This is a genomic window from Alteraurantiacibacter aestuarii, from assembly GCF_009827405.1.
Classification (GTDB): domain Bacteria; phylum Pseudomonadota; class Alphaproteobacteria; order Sphingomonadales; family Sphingomonadaceae; genus Alteraurantiacibacter; species Alteraurantiacibacter aestuarii.
This window is the reverse complement of record NZ_WTYY01000002.1, coordinates 234,116-254,761: the sequence shown is the minus strand read 5'-3', so window position 1 is coordinate 254,761 and position 20,646 is coordinate 234,116. Positions and strand designations below refer to the sequence as shown.

General features: G+C 62.2%; 17 protein-coding genes and 1 tRNA gene. 7 read left to right on the top strand and 11 right to left on the bottom strand.

Going from position 1 to position 20,646, the window contains the following annotated elements; all coding sequences use genetic code 11:
* Window positions 1-105 precede the first annotated feature (105 nt).
* On the bottom strand, window positions 106-1,509 hold the full coding sequence (locus GRI32_RS03840; protein WP_160589811.1) for a sulfatase-like hydrolase/transferase: 1,404 nt from the start codon (window positions 1,507-1,509) through the stop codon (window positions 106-108).
* Window positions 1,510-1,647: 138 nt separating this feature from the next.
* Window positions 1,648-4,698 (bottom strand): TonB-dependent receptor domain-containing protein, encoded by a 3,051-nt coding sequence (locus tag GRI32_RS03835; RefSeq protein ID WP_160589810.1) that lies wholly within the window; start codon window positions 4,696-4,698, stop codon window positions 1,648-1,650.
* A gap of 205 nt (window positions 4,699-4,903) precedes the next feature.
* On the opposite strand from GRI32_RS03835, the gene GRI32_RS03830 reads away from it, so the two are divergent.
* A complete protein-coding gene (locus GRI32_RS03830) occupies window positions 4,904-5,857 on the top strand; it encodes a LysR family transcriptional regulator (RefSeq protein ID WP_160589809.1) in 954 nt (317 codons plus the stop codon).
* Here the strand turns inward: GRI32_RS03830 and GRI32_RS03825 are convergent.
* Together GRI32_RS03825 and GRI32_RS03820 are read right to left on the bottom strand one after the other, a co-directional pair.
* Window positions 5,854-7,182 carry a sulfatase-like hydrolase/transferase gene (locus GRI32_RS03825; protein ID WP_237437367.1) on the bottom strand — a complete coding sequence of 443 codons (1,329 nt, stop codon included), beginning with the start codon at window positions 7,180-7,182 and terminating at the stop codon, window positions 5,854-5,856. The genes GRI32_RS03830 and GRI32_RS03825 overlap by 4 nt on opposite strands.
* Window positions 7,183-7,186: 4 nt before the next feature.
* Complete coding sequence (locus GRI32_RS03820; protein ID WP_160589807.1) at window positions 7,187-7,579, bottom strand: VOC family protein; 393 nt, start codon at window positions 7,577-7,579, stop codon at window positions 7,187-7,189.
* A gap of 129 nt (window positions 7,580-7,708) precedes the next feature.
* On the opposite strand from GRI32_RS03820, the gene GRI32_RS03815 reads away from it, so the two are divergent.
* Window positions 7,709-8,935, top strand: coding sequence for a lipopolysaccharide biosynthesis protein (locus GRI32_RS03815; protein WP_160589806.1), 1,227 nt, complete (start codon window positions 7,709-7,711; stop codon window positions 8,933-8,935).
* A gap of 114 nt (window positions 8,936-9,049) precedes the next feature.
* Here the strand turns inward: GRI32_RS03815 and GRI32_RS03810 are convergent.
* Window positions 9,050-9,124: transfer RNA gene (locus GRI32_RS03810), tRNA-Gln, on the bottom strand.
* A 225-nt stretch (window positions 9,125-9,349) separates the two neighbouring features.
* Between GRI32_RS03810 and GRI32_RS03805 the strand changes: the two genes are divergently transcribed.
* Complete coding sequence (locus GRI32_RS03805) at window positions 9,350-11,581, top strand: TonB-dependent receptor (RefSeq protein ID WP_237437366.1); 2,232 nt, start codon at window positions 9,350-9,352, stop codon at window positions 11,579-11,581.
* A 69-nt stretch (window positions 11,582-11,650) separates the two neighbouring features.
* Here GRI32_RS03805 and yghU read toward each other — a convergent pair whose 3' ends face one another.
* Window positions 11,651-12,514, bottom strand: a complete 864-nt coding sequence (gene yghU / locus GRI32_RS03800; protein WP_160589805.1) for a glutathione-dependent disulfide-bond oxidoreductase — start codon at window positions 12,512-12,514, stop codon at window positions 11,651-11,653.
* A gap of 150 nt (window positions 12,515-12,664) precedes the next feature.
* Between yghU and GRI32_RS03795 the strand changes: the two genes are divergently transcribed.
* Entirely contained in the window at window positions 12,665-13,678 is a 1,014-nt protein-coding gene (locus tag GRI32_RS03795; protein WP_160589804.1) for a methyltransferase, read from the top strand.
* On the opposite strand, the gene GRI32_RS03790 is transcribed toward GRI32_RS03795, so the two are convergent.
* The gene (locus GRI32_RS03790; protein ID WP_202385923.1) at window positions 13,675-14,127 is read right to left on the bottom strand and encodes an MEKHLA domain-containing protein; all 453 of its coding nucleotides are present in this window, start codon (window positions 14,125-14,127) and stop codon (window positions 13,675-13,677) included. The genes GRI32_RS03795 and GRI32_RS03790 overlap by 4 nt on opposite strands.
* 77 nt (window positions 14,128-14,204) lie before the next feature.
* On the opposite strand from GRI32_RS03790, the gene GRI32_RS03785 reads away from it, so the two are divergent.
* Window positions 14,205-15,809, top strand: coding sequence for a GMC family oxidoreductase (locus GRI32_RS03785; RefSeq protein ID WP_237437365.1), 1,605 nt, complete (start codon window positions 14,205-14,207; stop codon window positions 15,807-15,809).
* Between the two features lie 147 nt (window positions 15,810-15,956).
* The gene (locus GRI32_RS03780; protein ID WP_160589802.1) at window positions 15,957-16,421 is read left to right on the top strand and encodes a carboxypeptidase regulatory-like domain-containing protein; all 465 of its coding nucleotides are present in this window, start codon (window positions 15,957-15,959) and stop codon (window positions 16,419-16,421) included.
* Between the two features lie 18 nt (window positions 16,422-16,439).
* Here GRI32_RS03780 and GRI32_RS03775 read toward each other — a convergent pair whose 3' ends face one another.
* The 4 genes from GRI32_RS03775 to GRI32_RS03760 all read right to left on the bottom strand — a co-directional run bounded on the left by GRI32_RS03775 (window position 16,440) and on the right by GRI32_RS03760 (window position 19,675).
* Window positions 16,440-16,736 carry a DUF3817 domain-containing protein gene (locus GRI32_RS03775; RefSeq protein ID WP_160589801.1) on the bottom strand — a complete coding sequence of 99 codons (297 nt, stop codon included), beginning with the start codon at window positions 16,734-16,736 and terminating at the stop codon, window positions 16,440-16,442.
* A gap of 3 nt (window positions 16,737-16,739) precedes the next feature.
* Entirely contained in the window at window positions 16,740-17,846 is a 1,107-nt protein-coding gene (locus GRI32_RS03770) for a branched-chain amino acid aminotransferase (RefSeq protein WP_160589800.1), read from the bottom strand.
* A gap of 729 nt (window positions 17,847-18,575) precedes the next feature.
* Window positions 18,576-19,145, bottom strand: coding sequence for a hypothetical protein (locus GRI32_RS03765; protein ID WP_160589799.1), 570 nt, complete (start codon window positions 19,143-19,145; stop codon window positions 18,576-18,578).
* Window positions 19,146-19,150: 5 nt separating this feature from the next.
* Window positions 19,151-19,675, bottom strand: a complete 525-nt coding sequence (locus GRI32_RS03760) for a hypothetical protein (RefSeq protein ID WP_160589798.1) — start codon at window positions 19,673-19,675, stop codon at window positions 19,151-19,153.
* Between the two features lie 103 nt (window positions 19,676-19,778).
* Here GRI32_RS03760 and GRI32_RS03755 point away from each other — a divergent pair, with 103 nt between their 5' ends.
* A complete protein-coding gene (locus tag GRI32_RS03755) occupies window positions 19,779-20,549 on the top strand; it encodes a TlyA family RNA methyltransferase (RefSeq protein WP_160589797.1) in 771 nt (256 codons plus the stop codon).
* Window positions 20,550-20,646: the final 97 nt, after the last annotated feature.

Sequence of the window (20,646 nt, the reverse complement as noted above, 5' to 3'; positions counted from 1 at the left end):
CAATCAGTCCAAGACGATTCAGGCCAAAACGAAACGGGCCCAAACGAAACGGGCGAGCCGGTTGCCCAGCTCGCCCGCCCCCTCTCCCAAGGTCGGAACCTCGTTCTAACTGTTCCAGTCGTAGTGATCGGCCAGATGGCGCGGCTCAAAGCCATAGCTGCGGGCATTGGGATCATGCAGCATGTGCCCGTTCCACTCGATCCATGCCTGCTTCAGATCGGCAAAGACATCGGGCAGGCGATCCTTCAGATTGCCCCTCTCCTGCGGGTCCTCGATCACGTCGAACAGGAATTCGTTCTCATTGATCTTCAGGTATTTATAGCGGCCGCGGCGCACAGCGCGCTGGGTCTTGCTCCAGTACCGCCAGTACATGGTGCGATCGGGCAGGGTGATCCCGGCCAGCGCCGGATGCAGGTCTATGCCGTCGCTGGGATAGGCGGGATCGGGCGCGCCGCCTGCTGCCGCCAGCATGGTGGGCAGGAAATCCATCGACATGGCGGGCACATCGCTGGTTGATCCCGGTGCGGTCAGCCCCGGCCACTTGATGATCAGCGGCACGCGAATGCCGCCTTCCAGCAGCTCTGTCTTCATGCCCTTGAACGGCCATGTGTCGGAGAAACGCTCCCCGCCATTGTCGCTGGTGAAGATGACCACCGTATCCTGTTCCATCCCAAGATCAGCCAGCCTGGTCAGGATGCGGCCGATATTGGCATCCATGCTGGTGACCATCTGTGCATAGGTCGCCATCGTGCCGCCATCGAAATGGGTGATGTTCAGATCGTCGGTGGCGGGCTGCTGGTCGAGCCGCTCGCTTTCAGCCTGACCGCTGGCATTATTGCCTTCCCACGGCCAGTGCGGCGCGGTGAAGTGCAGCGACAGCAGCCACGGCTTGTCCGCTTCCTGCGCGCGCGCTTCGAGATATTCGATGGAGCGATCGGCCAGCAGGTCGGTATAATAGCCGACTTCCTCTATCTGGACGTCGCCGTCCCACATGTCATTCGCACCGGCGATCTTGTGGGTGAAGTAATCCACCCCGCCGCCGCGATTGCCCCAGAATTCGTCATAACCGCTCTTCATCGGGCCGAAATTGGGCAGGCGGCCCATGTGCCACTTGCCCACCAGCGCGGTGTGATAGCCCTGCTGCTTGAGCAGGGAGGGCATGGTCGGATGCGACGGGTCCATGCCCAGGTCGGGATTTTCCAGCGGCTCTTCCAGGCCCACCGGAATGCGATATTGATAGCGCCCGGTGATCAGCCCCACGCGGGTGGAGGAACATACGGCGCTGTTGGCATAGCCATGCATGAACTGCATGCCCTGCGCGGCCAGACTATCGAGAACCGGCGTTCTGTATTCGCGCCGCCCGTAACAGGACAGGTCGGCATAACCCAGATCGTCAGCCATGATGAACAGGAAGTTGGGCTTGCGGCCGGGCGTATGGGCCAGCCCCGGAATGCTGACCGTCAATGCGGCGGTGCCGATTGCGCCCTTGATGGCATTCCGGCGCGTCATCCCGGAAGTTGTTTTCCGCTCGGTCAAGATCAGCTTACCCTTCTTGTAATGGGTCGGGGAGAAATGGGAGGGCAGGGCCGGTGTTATGGTGGGACACCGACCCTGCCAATTGGCACGGCTGAGCCTGCCGTGCAAAGTTTACATGCGGAACTTCACACCCAGCGTATAGCGACGTCCCAGAACGTCATGCAGGGAATTGAAGGTCTGCGTCGCAGCTGCGGTAAAGAAGCTGTAGGTCGCCACAACCGGCGGGTCCTTGTCGAACAGATTGGTGATCGACAGTGACAGCTGGGCCCGGGTGTTCCCGATATCCAGATCATAGTTGAACCTTGTATCGACATAGAACACTGACGGGATCTGGTTGTTCTCGACGGTGATCCCGGTTGCGCCCTGCGTGGCGATGTTCTGGATCAGGCTGCTGCCGATGACGCGGCCGGTAAAGACAGCGTTGAACGGCCCGTTGTTGTAGGAAACGAAGCCCGTGCCCCTGAACTTGGGGAACGATCCGAAGCCGTCGAGCCTGGTCGGCTGAGGGTCGAAGTTGTTCGCCGGAGTAGCGGCACCCGTGTTCGAGCGTTCCAGCAGCCAGGTGGCAAAGCCGCGCAGCGAAAGCCGCTCGTCACCGCCGCCAAGAATATCGATGTCGGTGTTGTAGCCGAGTTCGAGATCGATACCTTCGACATAGGATCTGGCGACGTTGACAAATTGGTCGCCAACCAGCTGCATCAGCGGGAAGCCGCCGGCGTCTGTGACTTGTGATGTGCTTTCGGTGATCAGATTACAGAAAATCGGATCCTCGTCTTCGTAACAGCGACGGGCAACTTCGGACAGGCCAACCTGGCCAATGGCGCCCTTCACATCCACCCGGAACCAGTCCAGCGATGCCGAGAAGCCGGGCAGGAAGTCTGGCTGGAACACCACACCTGCGGTCAGCGTGTCGGCCTTTTCCGGGGCGACGTTGGGGTTGCCGCCAGAGAAGGTGGTGACGCTGTAGCTGGCGCTACAGGCCAGGTCCGGATCGTTCAGCGCATTACAGGCATCGATATCGGCCTGCGAGATACGCGGATCAGTGACCGTACCGATGCCGCCGGTCTTGTTGAACCGTTCGTTGAGGTTCGCAGCGCGAACGTCACGCGAGTAGGTGCCGCGAAGCCTGAGGTCTTCATAGACCGAGAAGTCGAGGCTGGTCTTGTAGGACCAGATCGTGCCTGAGCCTTCATAGTCGGCCCAGCGACCGGCCATGTTGAGACCTGCCCGTTGCCCGCTTCCGGTATCGAAAATCGGCAGCAGCACTTCACCGAACAGTTCCTTCACGTCCGCTCCGCCGCGGATATTCGAAACCTTCGAATATTGCGTGGCCACGGTGTTGTTGCAGTCACCGCTCACGCCGCGCAGGCCGGGCGACTCGCCCGAGCAGAGCACCGGACGTCCGCTATCGTGGTTGGAGGTCGGATTGGCCGGGTCACGGTTGACCTGGTAGATCGAGTCCTGACGATAGGACCCGCCAAAGGCCAGCGACACTGGGCCGGCCGGCAGATCGAACACGTTGCCGGCAAAGCTGAGTTCGGCAAAATGCTGTTCGAAGGTGGTGATCGCACGCTTGCCGGGGGTCGATGTGTAGGAATCGGTGATGCCCAGATCGAAGCCCGAATCCGCGAAGAACAGCGGCGTGGTGATCTGCTGGCCCGGGTCCATGCCGGTCACGTAATCAACCGCTTCGGGGCTGGCATTGCCGCGACCGAACAGGTTGATCGGCTCGCAACCGGGGAAATCGGTGCTGCCGAACTGGGTTACACGGCAAACTGCGTTGCCAGTGCCATCGTCCACGGCATCGATTGAAGCAAAGATGCGGTCCACGCGCAGGCCGAACTGGTCCCACTTCTTCTGGGAATGGCTGTACTGGTAATAGCCATCGACACGCCAGCCATCGAGGAAACCGTTGTTGTCGATTTCCGCTTCGAAGCCGACCGTTCCGATGTTCTGCGTGCTCCATTCCTCGTAATAGAGATTGCCGCAATCCTCGACAGAGCACATCCGGCGCAGTGCGAAGGAGGCGACATTTTCGTCCTCCATCGCCTGGGCAATTTCGGGATGATCGCGGTTGAGGAAGAAGTTGTCCTGATAGATCGTCAGCGTGGTCGGGAAGCCGACGAACGAACCGCGCGGAGTGGCGTTTTCGTACAGGTGGCTGTAGCCGCGCATATATTGCGCAAAGACCTTGAAATTATCGGTCAGTTCGTAGTCGAAATAGGCGAACAGCGAATAACGATCCGTATCGGGGAAGACGTTGCAGACTTCTCCGCAGTTGATGTCATCCCCGTTGCCGCCCGAGGTGCGGGAATCGAAGCCACCGACAGTACCATCGGATGCCACACCCAGCTGATAGGGGGTGGCGGGGCCGTCGCCATCGAACTGATAGCCATTCAGCGAGAAGCCCGCCTGACTGACAATCCCGTCAAAGCTGACCCGCGACGAATGAACATTCGGCCACACTTCATCAATGCCGTCGCCATCTGAATCGAGCAGGCCAAAGGCCTGGTACCAGTTGCGGCCGCTGTAATCGAAAATGCCGTTCATCTTGTTGGCTTCTGCCGACAGCAGCAGGTGGCCGCGATCGCCGACGGAAGTACCGTAGGAAATACTGCCTTCGTAATTGTCGCCGTCGCCCCGTTCGGTGATGCCGCCCTGCAGATTGATTTCCAGGCCGGTGAACCGGGTGTCGAGCAGGAAGTTGGTCACGCCTGCGACAGCATCGGTACCGTAGGCTGCCGAAGCGCCGCCGGTCACGTTCTCCACGCCCTTGAGCATGGCGGCAGGGATAAGGTTGATATCGGCACCGCCAAAGGCGGTCGTCGGCGAAACCCGGCGCCCGTTGAGCAGTGTCAGCGTGCGGTTCACGCCAAGACCACGCAGGTTGAGGTTGCCGGTGCCGGCGCGGGCAAAGAAGCCTGCGTTGCTGTTGGGCGTATCGTTGTTCACGAAGATCGGCAGGTTGTTCATCGCCTGGATCAGCGTGCCCGGATCGAGGTTGTCGATTTCCTCTTCGTTGATCGACGTCACCGGATTGGCCGTATCCATGCCCGATGGAATGGCCAGACGCGAACCGGTGACGAGGATGGTATCACCCTTTTCCTCGGTGTCGTCTGCATCTGCATCCTGCGCCTGAACGGCTGTGGACCCCAGAACCATGGCCAATGCGCTTGCACCGCAAGTGAGCCAAATACGCGTATTGCGCGCCGACTGACGCGCATAACTCTTTGTAAGAGACATGCTAGGTTTTCCTCCCCCTAAACAACTTGGCGGGGGAATGCCGCCTGATCCGGTTCAATAGCAACGCATGGCAAAGTGATGACAATAGATAGGTTTGAAGTTATAGGTGCGGAAAGGACCCATAATGCCAAGCCTGCCATTCACTCTTCGCCAGCTGGAAGTCTTCTCCAGCCTCGCCACCACTCGCAGCTTTGGCCGCAGCGCGGAATTGCTAGGAATTTCACAGGCTTCGGTCAGCAACCAGATCAAGGTTCTGGAGGAGCAGCTGGGCGTGGAACTGTTCGATCGCAAGCCGGGTCGCCGCCCGACCTTGCGGGCAGAGGGGCTGGCCTTCCTGGACGATCTGCGCAAGTTCCAGATTGCGGGCGAGGTGCTGGCGGCGCACCGCCGCAAGAATTGCGAGGAGGTTGAGCGCAAGGTCCGCTTCAAGGTTCTGGTGGGGCAGGGCATGTTCGATGCCTATGTCCGGCGCAAGCTGGACCAGTTCTTTGGCGCCCATCCGGACATAGAGCTGGAGTTCGAGGCGCAGTGGCCATTTGGCCAGCTGATCCGCGCGGTGGAAAGCGGCCAGTTCGATTTCGCCCTGATCAACCAGCGCGCCGATCATCCCGTGCTCAACCAGTTTCGCGAACTGGCGATGGTGCGCGGGGGCGTTTACGGCCACCGCAAATATGCCGAGGGGCATGACCTGCCGATGACTGCCGAGGCGCTCAACAAGCTGCCCTTCATCCTGCCCAAGGCCACCAGCAAGCAGGAGCGTGAGGTGCTGCGCAATTACGAACGGCACGGGATCATCCCGCGCCACATCATCGGCCATACGCAATATTATGATGTGATGGCGGCCATGCTCGATCGCGGGCTGGGAGTGGCCAGCCTGTCGGACGCGATCCTGCCGCCAGCCATGCGCAAGGACGTGATCATGCTCAAGTCGCTGGAAGACTGGCGCATGCTGTATTTCCGCAAGGATCTGGGCACTGATCCCAACTGCAATCTGGTGGAGGATTTCCTGATCTCCAGCGTGCTGGACGATCCTGACTATCCCGCCATCCGGCGCACGCGCAAGACCGTCCCTGCCTAGCTGTCCACGCCGTAATATTCGGCCAGCTGCGCACCGGTAAAGCCGTGCCGCCCGGCCTGCGGATCGGGTGGCAGCATGGTGGCGTTCCAGCTGTTCCATTCCGCGCGCAGGGAGTGGAAGTCCGTCGCCCGCCGCTCCTTCAGATTGGCGCGCTCCATCGGGTCAGCCACCACATCGAACAGGAAGGCATTGGTGCCGATCTGCAGGTATTTCTGGTTTCCGCGGCGCGCCGCCTTCTGGTCATGATTGGCAAAGCGCCAGAACAAGGTGCGCTGCGGCAGGTTGCGGCCGGCAATGGCGCTGCGAATATCGAGGCCATCGGTCGGGCGGGCCGGATCGGGCGCGCCGCCTGCCGCCGCCAGGAAGGTGGGCAGCCAGTCCATCGTCATCACCGGAACGTCATTCTCGCTGCCGGGCCTGGCCAGCCCCGGCCAGCGCACGATGGCGGGAATGCGCAATCCGCCTTCCAGCAGCTCGGTCTTGCGGCCGTTGAACGGCCAGGTCTTAGAGAAACGCTCCCCGCCATTGTCCGATGTGAACACCACCACGGTGTTGTCTGCCAATCCCAGACGCTCCAGCGCGGCGGTGACCTTGGCCACATTCTCATCCAGATTGCGCATCATCGCGGCATAGGTGGCCATGTCGCCGCCATCCCAGTGGATGATCGGCATGGGATCATCGGTCCGGGCCTTCAACCGCAAGGCTTCGCCCTCGTCATCGGGACCTTCCCACGGCCAGTGCGGGGCGGTGAAGTTGAGATTGAGGAAGAACGGCTGATCGCCCTTCGCGCGCTGTTCCAGCACTTCCACCGCGCGATCACCCAGCAGGTCTGTCAGATAGCCGACCCGCTCGATATTGGTCTCCCCGTCCCACAGGTCATTCTTGCCGTGCAGTTCGTGGGTGAAATAATCCACCCCGCCGCCACGAATGCCCCAGAACTCGTCAAAGCCGCTTTTGAGCGGGCAATAGCGGGGCAATTCGCCCAGATGCCATTTGCCCACCAGCGCGGTGTGATAGCCGCAGTTCTGCAACAGCGATGGCAGTGTGGGGTGCGCTGGCGGCAGGCCGATATCGCGGCCCTGAAGCGGTTCTTCCAGCCCGATCGCGATCCGGTATTGATAGCGCCCGGTCATCAGCGCCACGCGGGTGGCGGTGCATACCGCGCTGTTGGCATAGGCATGGGTGAAGCGCATGCCGCCATCGGCCAGCGCGTCTATCGCCGGCGTCTGGTAATCCTCCCGCCCATAGCAGGACAGGTCGGCAAAGCCGAGGTCATCGGCCAGGATGAAGACGAAGTTGGGCTTGGCGCCAGAGGGTGCGGACATGGCGTTATCCGCCAGCCTGCACCAGCTCGATCTCATGCCCTTGCGGTGATTTCACCAGGCAGACGCGAATGCCGGGAGCGACTTCGGTGATCTCCATTGTCTTCACGCCGCCCGCGGCAATCGCGCATTCCAGCGTGGTGACGATATCGCTGCAGGTGATGCCAAGCGGACCGTGGCCGGGTCCCACGGTGACATCCATCGGGAACTTGGTCTGCACCAGCATCAGGCTGGGCCCTGCCTCCTGCCCCGGAAGGTTGAGGATGTGTTCGAGGAATGCCTCCTCATCATAGGTCTGGCGCACCGTAAAGCCGAAGGCATCGCGCCAGAAGGCCAGCGCAGGCTCCATTTCTGCCACATTGAGTTTCATGAAGCTGAGGCGGATCGTGTTGTCTGGCATGGTGACTCCTGTTTCCCTTTGCCAGACCTATCGTCCTGCCCGGTTTTTGCAATTGGAGCATTTGCAAATGCGGCTTTTGCATTTGTCCGTCTTCTGGGGCAGGGGGCGCGAAGTGATAGAAGGCAGCACATGATCAAGCGCGCTCTGACCAATACCGGCTGGCTGATGGGCGCGCGCGGCATCAACGCGGCGCTCAGCCTTGTCTATCTGGCGCTGGCCACGCGGGCGCTGGGCCTGGCCGGATTTGGCCAGTTCATCCTGGTGGTCACCTTTGCGCAGGCGCTGGTCGGCTTCACCTCGTTCCAGACATGGCAGGTGGTGGTCCGCTGGGGCCAGACCAAGAAGACAATCGGCGATGCCACAGGCTTTGCGCTGGCGCTGGATGCGCTGACCATCATTGTTGGCACCATAGCCGCCGCGCTGATCCTGTGGCTGGCCGGTGACTGGCTGCCCCTGCCGCGTGAATTGCGGCTGACGGCGTTTTTCTTCACGCTGGTGTTTCTGTTTTCCGTCCGCTCCACACCCACCGGGATCTTGCGCCTGCATGATCGCTATGCCCGCGCGGCCACGGCGGATTCGGTCACTTCCATCGTGCGTGTGATCGGGGCGATCATCGTCGCCTTCCTGGCCCCCGGCATCACCGCCTTCCTGATCGTATGGGCCGCATCCGAAGCGGCGACAGCGGCGATGTACTGGTACTTCGCGCGCCAGACCCAGCCGATTTTCTGGCGCCATTTCAGCCTCAGCCGCGTGCCCGCCGCCGATGGCAAGACATGGAGCTTCGTGGTCGGAACCGCGCTTTCGGGCATGCTGCTGATCGCATCGCGGCAATTGCTGGTACTGCTGGTGGGCGCGCTGGGCGGAGCGGCGCTGGCGGGCATTTACCGCGTGGCGGCGCAACTGGGCGAAGGCCTGCTCAAGCTGGCGCAGGCGCTGCTGCGCGCCACCTATCCCGAACTTGTCCGCTCTCCCGAAGCGGCGCGCGCCATCGTGCGGCGCATCACCATCATCGCCGTGATTACCGGGATCGGCGCGATATTGTTCGCGCTGCTGGCGGGCCGCTGGCTGATCGGCGTGATTGCCGGGCCCGATTTCATCGCCGCCTATACGCCCATGATCCTGCTGTCGGCTGCCGCTGCGATAGAGCTGGTGGGTGCCAGTCTGGAGGCGCTGCTGGTGGCGCGCGGACGGGCATTCACCAATTTCCTGCTGCGCGCCGTGCCCACCGCCGCCGCGCTGGTCGCGCTGATCTGGCTGATCGACATTCACGGCTCTGCCGGCGCTGCCATGGCGGTGCTGGCCGCCAGCGTCACCACGGTGGCGGGCCTGGCCATCGTCAACCGCCGCACGGATTGACCTTCAAGGATCAGGAACTGGCTGGGGCGGCAGGATTGTCTTCGCCCTGCGGGCTCGTTCATCTTCGATTCCGAACCTGCGGTTCGATCCTTCTGCAAGGTCATTCGAAGGAATTGGCTGGGGCGGCAGGATTCGAACCTGCGCATGGCGGCACCAAAAGCCGCTGCCTTACCGCTTGGCCACGCCCCAGCACGGATGCGCCCATATAGAGCGCCCGCCGCAGATGAAAAGGGTGCGTTTGGGGTCGCGGGACCTTGTCCACCGTCCAGACCGGATGTTTTTCTGGCCCGAACACTGGCAGCGAAGGCTCCCGTCTCGGCCTGCGAAAGCAACGGCGGACAAACGGCAAACCTATTTGGCCGCGTCCGGGAAATGGTCTATGTTTCAAAAAAATAAAACAGGTGGGAGGATCAAATGAAAATCAGTCAAACACGTGCGTTTGCCGGGGTTTCGGCTCTGGCGGTTGCAATCTCCATGTCCGCGCCGGTTGCGGCGCAGCAGCAGGACGATCCTGCCGCGCAGGAAGGCGAAGCGTCGCAGGGCGGCAATACCATTGTGGTGACGGGCCTTCGCCGCGCCGATTCCCTGCAGGATACGCCGGTTGCGATTACCGCTTTCGGGGCCGAGACGATCGACAATGCGCGCATCCTGCGCCCGGCCGATTTCGTGGCGCTGACGCCCAACGTCAATCTGGTGGAAACGCAGAACGCGGGTAATGCCTTCGTCATCATTCGCGGCATTACCCAGGCCCGCAACAGCGAGCCATCGGTGGCGGTGGTTGTCGATGGCGTGTTGCAGGTCAATCCGGCCCAGTTCAACCAGCAGTTGTTCGATATCGAACAGATCGAAGTGCTCAAGGGTCCGCAGGGCGCGCTGTATGGCCGCAACGCCATTGGCGGGGCGATCATCGTCACCACCAAGGAGCCGGGCGACCAGCTGGAGGGCAATCTTACCGCCGGGATCGACAATGGCTTTGGCTTTTCCCTGCGCGGCGGGGTGAGCGGTCCGGTGGGCGAAACCGGCGGTTTCCGCCTGTCGGGTGCGTTCCAGGACACGGACGGATACATCCCCAATACCTATCTGGGCGAGGAGGCCGATCCGGTCCAGAACCTCTCGCTGCGCGGGCGGCTGATGTTCGACCTGAATGACAATATCGAGCTCGACCTGCGGGCATCGATGGACCAGCTGCGCACGCAGGCGCTGTATTTCAACATCGTCAACGATGTGAATGACACCAGCCTGCCGGTGCAGGTCAACAATGCCGGACAGAATGACCGCGATATCTACAATATCTCGGCCAAGCTCACCTTCGAAGGGGACGGCTTCACCGTCACCTCGATCACCTCGTATGACTGGCTGGAAGAAATCCTTACCGGCGACGCCTTCGACTTCCGCCCGATAGAGGAGAGCTTCTTCTTCCGTCCGGCGGATTCGCCCTTCGGTTTCGGCCTGGGTCTGGGCTTCGACCTCAACCAGAGCCAGTTCCTGGATGTTGAGGCTTTCAGCCAGGAAGTGCGCTTTGAATCGCCTTCCAATCAGGATCTGTTCTGGATGTTCGGCGGCTATCTGATCGCCACCGACCGCTATATCTCCACCGGCAACATGGTGGATACCGGCGCGGGCGTGTTCCCCGTGTACCGTGAGCCGAGCACCAACCCGCTCAACCCGCAATCCAGCTTTCTGGCCGATGAGCAGGACAATTTCGCCTGGGCGCTGTTCGCCAACGTGGGCTATCAGTTCAGCGACATGTTCCGCGCCGATGCCTCGCTGCGCTACGATCACGACAAGCGCCGCCAGACCACGCTGACCCCCACCGCCTTCCTGCCCAATGTGCCCGGCTTCCCGCAGGGCGCGACAGGCGATGTGCGCCAGATCAGCTTCGACGATCTGCAACCCAAGGTAACGCTGACCTACACGCCCACCGATGAGGTGACGCTGTATGGCGGCTATTCGCGCGGCTTCCGTTCGGGCGGTTTCAACCAGACGGGCGTGGGCGGCGTGGCCTTCGACAATGGCATTGTCGGCGTATCGGACATCTATGATGCGGAAACGGCCGACACCTTCGAACTGGGCTTCAAGTCCCAGCTTCTGGACCGCATGCTCACCTTGAACGGCGCGGTCTACACCACGACATCGAAGAACAGCTATTTCTTCGTCTTCCTTGCGGCAAACTCCACGCAGAACCTGGGCAATGTGCCCAAGACCAAGATCAAGGGGCTGGAACTGGAAGCCACGCTGCGGCCTGCCCGCGATGTTGAGCTTTCTGCCGCATGGGGTCTCACGTGGAGCGATATCAAGGCCTTCCCCGATCCCACCGTGATCGGCAATGAAGCGCCGCTGATCTCCCGCTCCACCGTCAATCTGGGGGCGCAGTTCACGCCTGCGCTGACCGACAATCTCGATCTGCTGATGCGTGTCGATTATCGCCGGACCGGGCGGACGTGGTGGGATGTGCCCAATTCCACGGTGCGCAATCCGGTCAATCTGGTGAATGCCCGTGTGGGCGTGGAGAATGACAGCTGGGGGCTGTATGCCTTCGCCAGCAATTTGTTCAACGAGGAGTATAACGCCGAGTTCTCACCCGGCGGCTTCGTGTTCAAGGCACGTCCGCGCATCTATGGGGCAGAGGCCAGCTTCCGCTTTTGATGCAAAACCGGCGGCGGGGGCTGGTGCCTCCGCCGCCGGTTTTCATCATCCGGCCTTGTAACACGTGGCCTAGACGTCGGCGCGCTTGCGCACCGGATCGAACAGGCTGCGATCCTCCACCTTGTCAAAATCGGCGGCGGAGTGGCGTTCTGCCATCGCCTGCGAATTGACGAGGCGCCCGCGGATTGCTCCGGGGCGCTTGTCGATGGCCTTTACCCAGCGGCCGACGTTTTCATATTCGTCCAGGCCCAGGAAGATATCGCAGCGGTTGTAAGCGCCGTGATAGAGGTTCCCCAGCCAGCAATAGGCGGCGATATCGGCAATCGAGTACTCGCCCGCCAGATATTCGGTCTTGCCCAGCTGGATGTTGGCGACATCGAACAGGCGCTTGGTTTCCATCGCATAGCGATCGATCGGGTATTTGTAGCGTTCGGGCGCATAGACATAGAAATGGCCAAAGCCGCCGCCGATGAAGGGCGCGCTGCCCATCTGCCACATCAGCCAGCTGAGCGTTTCGGCGCGCGCGGGATTGGTCTTGGGCAGCAGGAAATCGAACTTTTCCGCCAGATGGATCAGGATCGCACCGCTTTCGAACACGCGGAATGGTTCCGGCCCGCTCTTGTCGAGCAGGGCGGGGATCTTGGAATTGGGATTGAGATCGGTGAAGCCCGACCCGAACTGGTCACCTTCGAAAATCTTGATCAGCCAGGCATCATATTCCGCGCCCGAAAAACCCGCCTCCAGCAGCTCCTCGAACATGATCGTCACCTTCACCCCATTGGGCGTGCCCAGCGAATAGAGCTGGAACGGATGCTCGCCCTGCGGCAGCTCCTTTTCCATCCGCGCACCGGCGGTGGGACGGTTGACGCCGGAAAACTGGCCTCCGCTCTCGGTAGGGCTCCAGACCTTGGGCGGGGTATAGACATCGGACATTGGGCGTGCGCTCCTCAAACCTGCGTGGTCAATGCCAGCAAAGATCGGACTGCCTAGCGCGGCCTGCAAGCAAGGGAAAGTTTAACGGGGGCAGGGTTTTGCTTTGTGCGCCTGCCCGGCCTAAACCTCACCAGGCTGGGGGAGGATCAGATGACGGACAAGAGACGCGCATTCGGGCGATATTTCGATAATCCCGATGACCTGTTCAACTGGCTGAATCAGGCCGTGTTCGGCACGGCGGTGATGAATGCCCTCAACCGCGCGGGCGTGACGGCGCGGATTCTGGAGGGACCGGTCAGCGTGGCCGAGCTGGCCGACGCAGGCGACATTCCGGCGGACCTGCTGGGCCGCATGATCGATTTCCTGGCGGCGCATGAAATGCTGGAACTGGACGCGGACGGACTGGTGCGGGGCAGCAGCCGCACCGCCATGATGCTGGAAGCATCGGGCTTTCTGACCAATGTCGAGATATCCGGCCGCGCCTGCGCGCAATTATTGCCGGCCCTGCGCGAAGGAAAGACCCCGTTCGAGAAGGCTTATGGCGAACCGGTGTTCGACTATTTTCATTCGCATCCCGACATGGCGGCCGGTTTCGGCCAGTTCATGGGCTTCATGACGCGGCGTGTGCAGCGTTTCATCTTCTCTCAGCACCGCTTCCAGCCGTTTGAGACCGTGGCCGATATCGGCGGCAGCATGGGCGATATGCTGCTGGCCATTCTGGGCGAATATCCCGGCACCAGGGGCATCGTGTTCGACCGGCCCGACGTGATCGAAATCGCCCGCCCGAAAGTGGAGGCATCCCCTCTGGCGGAGCGGGTGGAGCTGGTGGGCGGCAGTTTCTTTGAAGCAGTGCCAGCGGCCGATCTCTATATCCTCAAGCAGATCCTGCACGATTGGGACGATGAGGAATGCCGGCGAATCCTGGGCAGCATCAGGGCGGCGATGAAGCCGGGCGCAAGGCTGGCTGTGATCGATCACCTGCTGTCCGATATTCCTCAGCCCGATGAGAGCATCGGCACCGATATCGCGATGATGGTGTGGGACACGGGGCGCGAACGCAAACAATCGGATTTCGAGGCCCTGTTCACCTCCGCCGGTTTCCGCATCGACCGCGTGACGCCCAATCCCAATGGCCACAGCGTGATCGAAGTGGTGCCGGTCTAGTCCGGGACTGGCGACCACTGCGCAAATGTTGCCGCCTGGCCGTGTCGCTGGCCAGCTTCGTCGATCAGATTCCACACCACCGCATTCTCGATGACAAAGCGCGTGCCATCCGCCGCGATGCGGATACCGCGATAGTTCGTCACCATGTCCTCCGCTTCCAGCTGGGCGAGCATGGCGGCGCGCTCCTCGCGCAGGCCCGGCTCGGCGCTCTTGTAGCTGGGCAGGCCGATGAACCGGGCGGCGCTCATTCTGAACAGTTCCAGCGCCTGCGCGTTGGCATAGAAGAACAGCGGCGGGTCCTGCGGGCCGTGCGCCACGATGGCATTGGCGGCGCTCCACAGATCGCTGCCGGGCGGGACGAGCGGCCTGCCCGCCAGCCGGGCAAAGCTGCTCTCTATCAGGGTCAGCCTGTCACCCGCGCTGCGCTGCATGATCGCTCTGTCGCTCATGGCAGGTGGAATAGCGCGCAGCACCCTTGCGGGGAATGCTGCTTTTGCCCATCACGCGGGAATTGAGGGAGAGCGACTTGGCACAGCAGGCAGACATTATCGTTATCGGCGGCGGCAGCGCGGGCATGGCCATGGCCGTGCGGCTGGCCGAGGCGGGCAAGCGCGTCACGCTGGTGGAGGCGGGCAAGAGCCACAAGGACATCCGCTCCGCCGTGCCTGCCTTGATGAGCGGCATCGTCCACACGCCCGATTTTGACTGGATGTACAAGGCCGAGCCTGATGCGTCCGTTGGCGGGCGGCCCGATGTGTGGCCTGCGGGCAAGCGGCTGGGCGGGGGTTCGTCCATCAACGGAATGATGTTCATTCGCGGCCATTCCTATGATTATGACCGCTGGGCGCAGCTGGGCGCGTCCGGCTGGGACTATGCATCCGTGCTGCCCTACTTCCGCCGGATGGAGGATAATGAGCGCGGGGCTGATGACTATCGCGGGCAGGGCGGGCCGATTGCCGTGTCCGAAGTCCGCTCCCGCTACGATGTCACCGATCACTGGATAGACGCTGTGCAGCAGGCGGGCTTTCCACGCTCGCCCGATCTGAATGGCCAGCACAATGAAGGTGTGGATTATATCCAGCTCTCGCAGCGCGCGGGCCTGCGCTCCTCCACCGCTGCCGGATATCTGAAGAACAAGCCCGCCAGCCTGGAAATCCTGCTTGAGGCGCAGGTGCACAAGATCGAGATTACCGATGGCCGCGCCAGCGGGGTCACGCTCAAGCGCGCGGGCGCGTTGATCACACTGACCGCCAGCGAGGGCGTGGTGCTGTGCGCAGGCGCGCTCAACACCCCGCGCCTGCTGATGCTGTCGGGCATTGGCCCTGCCGATCACCTGCGTGAACACGGAATAGATGTGGTGGTGGATGCGCCGGGCGTGGGGCGCAATCTGCAGGAACATCCCGGCGTGCATCTGGTCAATGAAGTTGCCGCCCACACGCTCAACGATGACAGCCGCGGGCTGGCTGGCGTGCGCAGCGTGCTCAAATTCCTGTTCGCCCGCAAAGGCGCGCTGACCACCGGCATCGGCCATGCGCAGGCTTTCGTGCGCACGCGCGAAGGGCTGGATGCGCCCAATATCCAGCTGGCGTTCTCTGCCTTCGCCTTCGATGTCACGCCCACGGGCAATCTGGAGCTGCGCAAGGAAAGCTCCGTCTCCACCTTCGTGGCGCTGATGCGGCCAGAGGCGCGCGGGCGGCTGACGCTTGCCAGCGCCGATCCCGCCGCGCCGCCGCGTATCGAGCACCAGCTGCTGGGCGAGGCGGAGGATGAGGCGCAATTGATCGAGGGGCTGGAAATCGCCCGGCGGATCATGGCACAGGCCGCGATTGCGGGCGAAGTCACCAGCGAAGTGCGCCCCGGTGCCGCAGCTGTGGGGGCGGAGGCGCTGACGCCCTATGTGCGCGCCGCCACCATTCCCATGTACCATCCCGTCGGCACGGCCAGGATGGGTGCAGCCGATGATCCGATGGCCGTGCTCACGCCAGACGTGCGCGTAAAGGGCGTGGACGGGCTGTGGGTGGCCGATGCATCGATCATGCCGACAATTCCGCAGGGCAACACCAACGCCACCGCCATCATGATTGGCGAGCGGGCCAGCGCGCTGGTGCTGGAAGGGCTGAAACAGGGGTGAGGCGCCCGGGAATGTTAACATGGGCACGGTCAACAGGGGGATGGTCAACAAAATGTCATCAACTGTAATCTGGCTGTCATGTTGATCGGCTGTTGATGGGCCTGAAGGTGCCGCGCAGATTCGCTGGCGCCAGAACGGGTTCCTCACGTGCGGATTGCAGCTTTCCTCCTTGGTGTTTCATCGCTTTGCGCAGCCAGCGGCGCGCAGGCCGGGGACATTGCCGGCACGGTCTATGATGCACGCGGGGAGCCTGCCGCCGCCGTCCAGCTTGAAATTGCCGAGCTGGGCCTGACGACGGTGACGGGCGCGGATGGTTCCTATCGCTTTGCCGATGTGCTTGCGGGTGAGCACCGGATTGCGGTTTTGCAAGGGTCGCAGGCCATCCAGCGCGTGCTGGTGAATGTCGATGACGGCAGCGATGCCAGCCGCAATATCGTGATGGTTTCACGCCGCGCGGTGAATGGTTTCCTCGGCTCCGCCTTCCCCGCAGAGGCTGAGGACGGGACCGGAGAGCAGGCCTTTTCCCGTGCGCTGGAACTGGCCGATCAGATGACCCGTGAAATCCCGATGGGCGAAGCGCGCGAATGGCGCTGGCGCGACCTCGACGGCTGATCGGAACTAGATTACCGCCTAGACTACAGGGCGCGCTGTCTGTTTGCCGCGGATCAGCGGATCATTCAGGAATGTGCCGAATGGAAACAGCGCGGCGATGAAGGTGCGCGCCCATTCCCAGCCGGAAAAGCCCTTGCCCGGAAGGCAGGCGATCATCGCCGCCAGATAGGCCAGCCAGGCCACGCCGTGCGTCATCCCCACAGGCGGCACCAGCATGGGATTACCCGCCCAGTATTTCAGCGGCATGGCCACCAGGAACAGGGCAATCGTGGTCACCCCTTCGACAAGGGCGATGATCCGGAAAATGCGCAACATCGATCAGCCCAGCCGCATGACCCAGCCGTGGCGGTCTGCCGCCCCGCCGCGCTGGATGGACACGAGCCGTTCGCGCAATTTGCTGGTCATCTGGCCAGGGCCGCCGCCGCCGATGGTGAACTCGCCATCCTTGCCCGCAACCTTGCCCACCGGCGTGACCACCGCAGCGGTGCCGCAGGCGAAGGTTTCGGTCAGCCGCCCGCTGCCCGCATCTTCGCGCCACTGGTCGAGACTGTAGCGTTCCTCGCGGATGTTCAGCCCTTCGTCGCGCGCCAGCGTCAGCAGGCTGTTGCGGGTGATGCCGGGCAGGATCGTGCCGGAAAGCGGCGGCGTGATGATGCTGCCGTCATCGAACACGAAGAACAGGTTCATGCCGCCCAGTTCCTCGATCCATTTGCGCTCCACCGCATCCAGGAACACCACCTGATCGTGACCCTTGGCGATGGCTTCGGCCTGCGGGACAAGGCTGGCGGCATAATTGCCGCCGCACTTGGCCGCACCCGTGCCGCCCGGCGCCGCGCGCGTGTAATCGCTCGAAACCCAGATGCTGACCGCCGGAGCGCCCGATTTGAAGTAATTGCCAGCCGGGGAAAGGATCACCAGGAACTTGTACTGCTTGGCCGGGCGCACGCCCAGGAATGGCTCATTGGCGAACATGAACGGGCGGATATACAGCGATCCGCCTTCCACCTGCGGGAACCAGTCGGCATCAGCGGTAACGACCTGGCGCACGGCTTCGATAAACAGCTCTTCGGGAATTTCCGGCATCGCCAGCCGGCGCGCGGAATCGTTGAAACGCTGGGCGTTCTGGTCGGGCCGGAACAGCGCCATCGATCCATCATCGAGGCGGTAGGCCTTCATCCCTTCGAAGATTTCCTGCGCGTAATGCAGCACCGATGCCGCGGGATCGAGCGCGATGGGGCCGCGCGGGCACAGCGTGGCATTGTGCCAGCCAGTTCCCTCATCCCAGTCGATAGAGACCATGTGATCGGTAAACACCTTGCCAAAGCCGGGATCGGCGATCGCCGCCGCGCGGGTGGCGGCATCGGTCGGGGCAGGGTGCTCGATACGGGCAAAATCGAGTGCGGGGGAATCCGCGAAAGTCGCCATTATTATCAATCCTTACAAATCAGGCGTCAGATATGACCAATTATTCCAAATTGGAAGCTGATTTTGAAATTTTCGTAAAAACCGCTATTCTTGCTGTTCGACTGCTAGCGGGCAAAGTGGCGAATAGAAAGTGGACATGCATGCAAGGTGTGCAGCGACAGTGTATGACCGTCTTCCAGCCAACCGATTCAAGTGGAGGAGGAACGCATGTCTGACCAGAATGACAAGGAAGCGATCGCCAAGAAGGAAGCCGCTGCCATAGCCGCCAGGAAGGAAGCCGCCGACAAGAAGGCGGGTGCGGACGGCGGCCAGAAGAAATAGCGTCTGGCGCGGGCTGCGCCCACTCGCAGTGATTGCGATGGCCACAGGCAAAACGCCTTTCAATTGACAGACCGCAAATGAGAAGGGCGGCCCTCGCGAAACGAGGAACCGCCCTTTTCATGGTCAGCGGCCGGAAGTGCCGCCCACAAAGCCTCTACCGGTAATGTTTCTAGTACCGATAATGCCTTGTGTGGAACTGTACCGACCCCCTTGCTGAACCATGAGACATCGGATCACCTCCTTTCGCGCTATTAAGCCAACACCCCAAACCGTTTTACCGGGCCGTATCACCGTGGGCGAAGACCGCGTTAACCGCTGGCCTTGATTGCAGTTGTGAATCTTTGCCGGCCACAAAACAAGACTTGTAAAAATCTTTTTCACAGTCAGAATTGTTGCTTCGCACAAATTCTATCGGCAATCCTCGATCACGCGGGTGATTTCGGGATAGGCTGGCGGATAGATCGGAGCCGCGCCTGTCACGCCCACGGCAAAATGGCCGCGTGAAAAGGCGATGGCGTCAAGGAAGCGATCGCTGCCCTCAAATGCCCAGGTCACACTCGCGCCGTCCTGCCCGCGGGTGAGATTGGCGGCACGCTGCGCGGTTTCCGTGCGGATATCCATTCTGGGTGCTTCGGGCAGGCCTTGCGCCGGGCGCCCGATCAGCACCCGCCTGGTGTCTGTGTAACAGCCGATCACCAGCAACGTCGCGCCGCTGTCATCGATGAAACGCGCGCCGGAGCCGCCTTCATTCCGGACATAGGTCCAGTCGCCCGCCGTGCGCGGCTGCTCTGCCCAGTCATCCGGCAGCGGCAGGATGGGCACGACCGAGATCGTCGGAGGCGGGGGCGGCGGCGCGCTGACTGGCGCGGGGGCCGGGCTGGGCGCGGGTGCCTGTTCGCTCGATGCCGGGATACAGGCAGACAGCGCCATGCAGGCAAGGCCCGCCAGCGCCGCCGAAAAAGGACTGCGTGTCAGCACTGGCCTCATGCGCAGGCCTCGAACACGCGGCGGATGCCGGGTGCCGTGGGCAGGCGCAGGATCGATCCATCGGGGGCGGTGATGGACACGGCCTGGCCGGGCATCACGAAGCCGCCGAACACCGGTGCATCGCGCGCAATATCGGCGCGCATCATCGGCAGCGTGCCGCCGGTGGAGACCATATCCAGCCGCGCGGCGGTGCCGCCCGCTTCGATCACATAAGGCTGCGTGCCATCGGAACTGCCCGCCACCGTCATGCTCAGCGCGCGGCTGGCGGTGGTGCAGGCGATCACCACCAGCGCATCGCTTCCCGCCGGGCCAAAGCTGGCGCTCGCCCCGTTGGCATCTTCCGAAATCGTCCATTGTCCTTCGGCCAGCGGAGAGCCATCGGGCGCGGCGGTGGCAACAGGGGTGGAGGTGAGCACAGGCTCGGGAGCCTGCACTTCTTCCTCGCTCACATCCTCACCGGAGGAGCAGGCGGCCAGAAGTGCCGTGCCGATGAAAAGGGCCGAAATGCTGCGTAAATGCATGGGTCTGCAATCCTTCAGTCTCAACAAAATGGCGCCCATCTGCCTTATCATTATGACAATTCAAATCTGGCGCGAGAGCGCATCGCCCCCTATCGCCCTTCCCATGGCCACAGGCAAGAACGTAGCAGGCAAGACCGCCAGGAAAAGGATCGATCAGCTGCTGGTCGATCTGGGGCATGCGGATAGCCGCGCCCGCGCGCAGGCGCTGGTGATGGCGGGCCTCGTGTTCGTGAAGGAACAGCGCGTGGCCAAGCCGGGCCAGCAGGTTCCGGTGGATGCCGAGATTGTCCTCAAGGGCCGCGATCATCCCTGGGTCGGGCGCGGCGGGGTCAAGCTGGACGGTGCGATCAAGCATTTCGGACTCGATCCGTCTGGCGCGGTGGCAATGGATATCGGCTCCTCCACCGGCGGGTTCACGCAGGTGCTGTTGCATCACGGGGCACAGCATGTGTTCGCGGTGGATGTCGGCACCAACCAGCTGGACTGGAAGCTGCGCGGCGATGACCGCATCACCGTGCTGGAACAGACCAATGCCCGTGCGCTGACCGCCGATATCATCAATCGGTCCTGCAACTGGGTGGTGTGCGATGCATCGTTCATTTCGCTGCGCAAGGTGCTGGAAGTGCCGCTGCAACTGGCTGCGCCCACATGCCAGCTGGTGGCGCTGATCAAGCCGCAGTTCGAAGTGGAGCGCGGCGAGGTGGGCAAGGGCGGCATCGTGCGCGATGAGGCGCTGCACCAGCGCGTGTGCGATGAGGTGCAGGCATGGCTGGAAGGCGAAGGCTGGCGGATCCAGGGCATCACCCAAAGCCCGATCAAGGGCACCGAAGGCAACGTGGAATTCCTCATATCGGCGCAGAGAGGCGGAGATTGACCGCTCGCACCCGGAATGCGGCCTTTCGCCCGCTTGCGCCAACAGCCCCGTGCGGTCACAATGACTTACGTGATTCTCGCGGCGTGAAACCGCCCGA

Excerpts from the sequence above, each read along its gene's own strand:
- GRI32_RS03825 (WP_237437367.1), bottom strand. The coding sequence starts at position 7,182 with ATGTCCGCACCCTCTGGCGCCAAGCCCAACTTCGTCTTCATCCTGGCC.
- GRI32_RS03790 (WP_202385923.1), bottom strand. The coding sequence starts at position 14,127 with ATGAGCGACAGAGCGATCATGCAGCGCAGCGCGGGTGACAGGCTGACC.
- GRI32_RS03760 (WP_160589798.1), bottom strand. The coding sequence starts at position 19,675 with ATGCATTTACGCAGCATTTCGGCCCTTTTCATCGGCACGGCACTTCTG.
- GRI32_RS03770 (WP_160589800.1), bottom strand. The coding sequence starts at position 17,846 with ATGGCGACTTTCGCGGATTCCCCCGCACTCGATTTTGCCCGTATCGAG.
- GRI32_RS03775 (WP_160589801.1), bottom strand. The coding sequence starts at position 16,736 with ATGTTGCGCATTTTCCGGATCATCGCCCTTGTCGAAGGGGTGACCACG.
- GRI32_RS03815 (WP_160589806.1), top strand. The coding sequence starts at position 7,709 with ATGATCAAGCGCGCTCTGACCAATACCGGCTGGCTGATGGGCGCGCGC.
- yghU (WP_160589805.1), bottom strand. The coding sequence starts at position 12,514 with ATGTCCGATGTCTATACCCCGCCCAAGGTCTGGAGCCCTACCGAGAGC.
- GRI32_RS03840 (WP_160589811.1), bottom strand. The coding sequence starts at position 1,509 with ATGACGCGCCGGAATGCCATCAAGGGCGCAATCGGCACCGCCGCATTG.
- GRI32_RS03820 (WP_160589807.1), bottom strand. The coding sequence starts at position 7,579 with ATGCCAGACAACACGATCCGCCTCAGCTTCATGAAACTCAATGTGGCA.
- GRI32_RS03830 (WP_160589809.1), top strand. The coding sequence starts at position 4,904 with ATGCCAAGCCTGCCATTCACTCTTCGCCAGCTGGAAGTCTTCTCCAGC.
- GRI32_RS03795 (WP_160589804.1), top strand. The coding sequence starts at position 12,665 with ATGACGGACAAGAGACGCGCATTCGGGCGATATTTCGATAATCCCGAT.
- GRI32_RS03805 (WP_237437366.1), top strand. The coding sequence starts at position 9,350 with ATGAAAATCAGTCAAACACGTGCGTTTGCCGGGGTTTCGGCTCTGGCG.
- GRI32_RS03755 (WP_160589797.1), top strand. The coding sequence starts at position 19,779 with ATGGCCACAGGCAAGAACGTAGCAGGCAAGACCGCCAGGAAAAGGATC.
- GRI32_RS03835 (WP_160589810.1), bottom strand. The coding sequence starts at position 4,698 with ATGGTTCTGGGGTCCACAGCCGTTCAGGCGCAGGATGCAGATGCAGAC.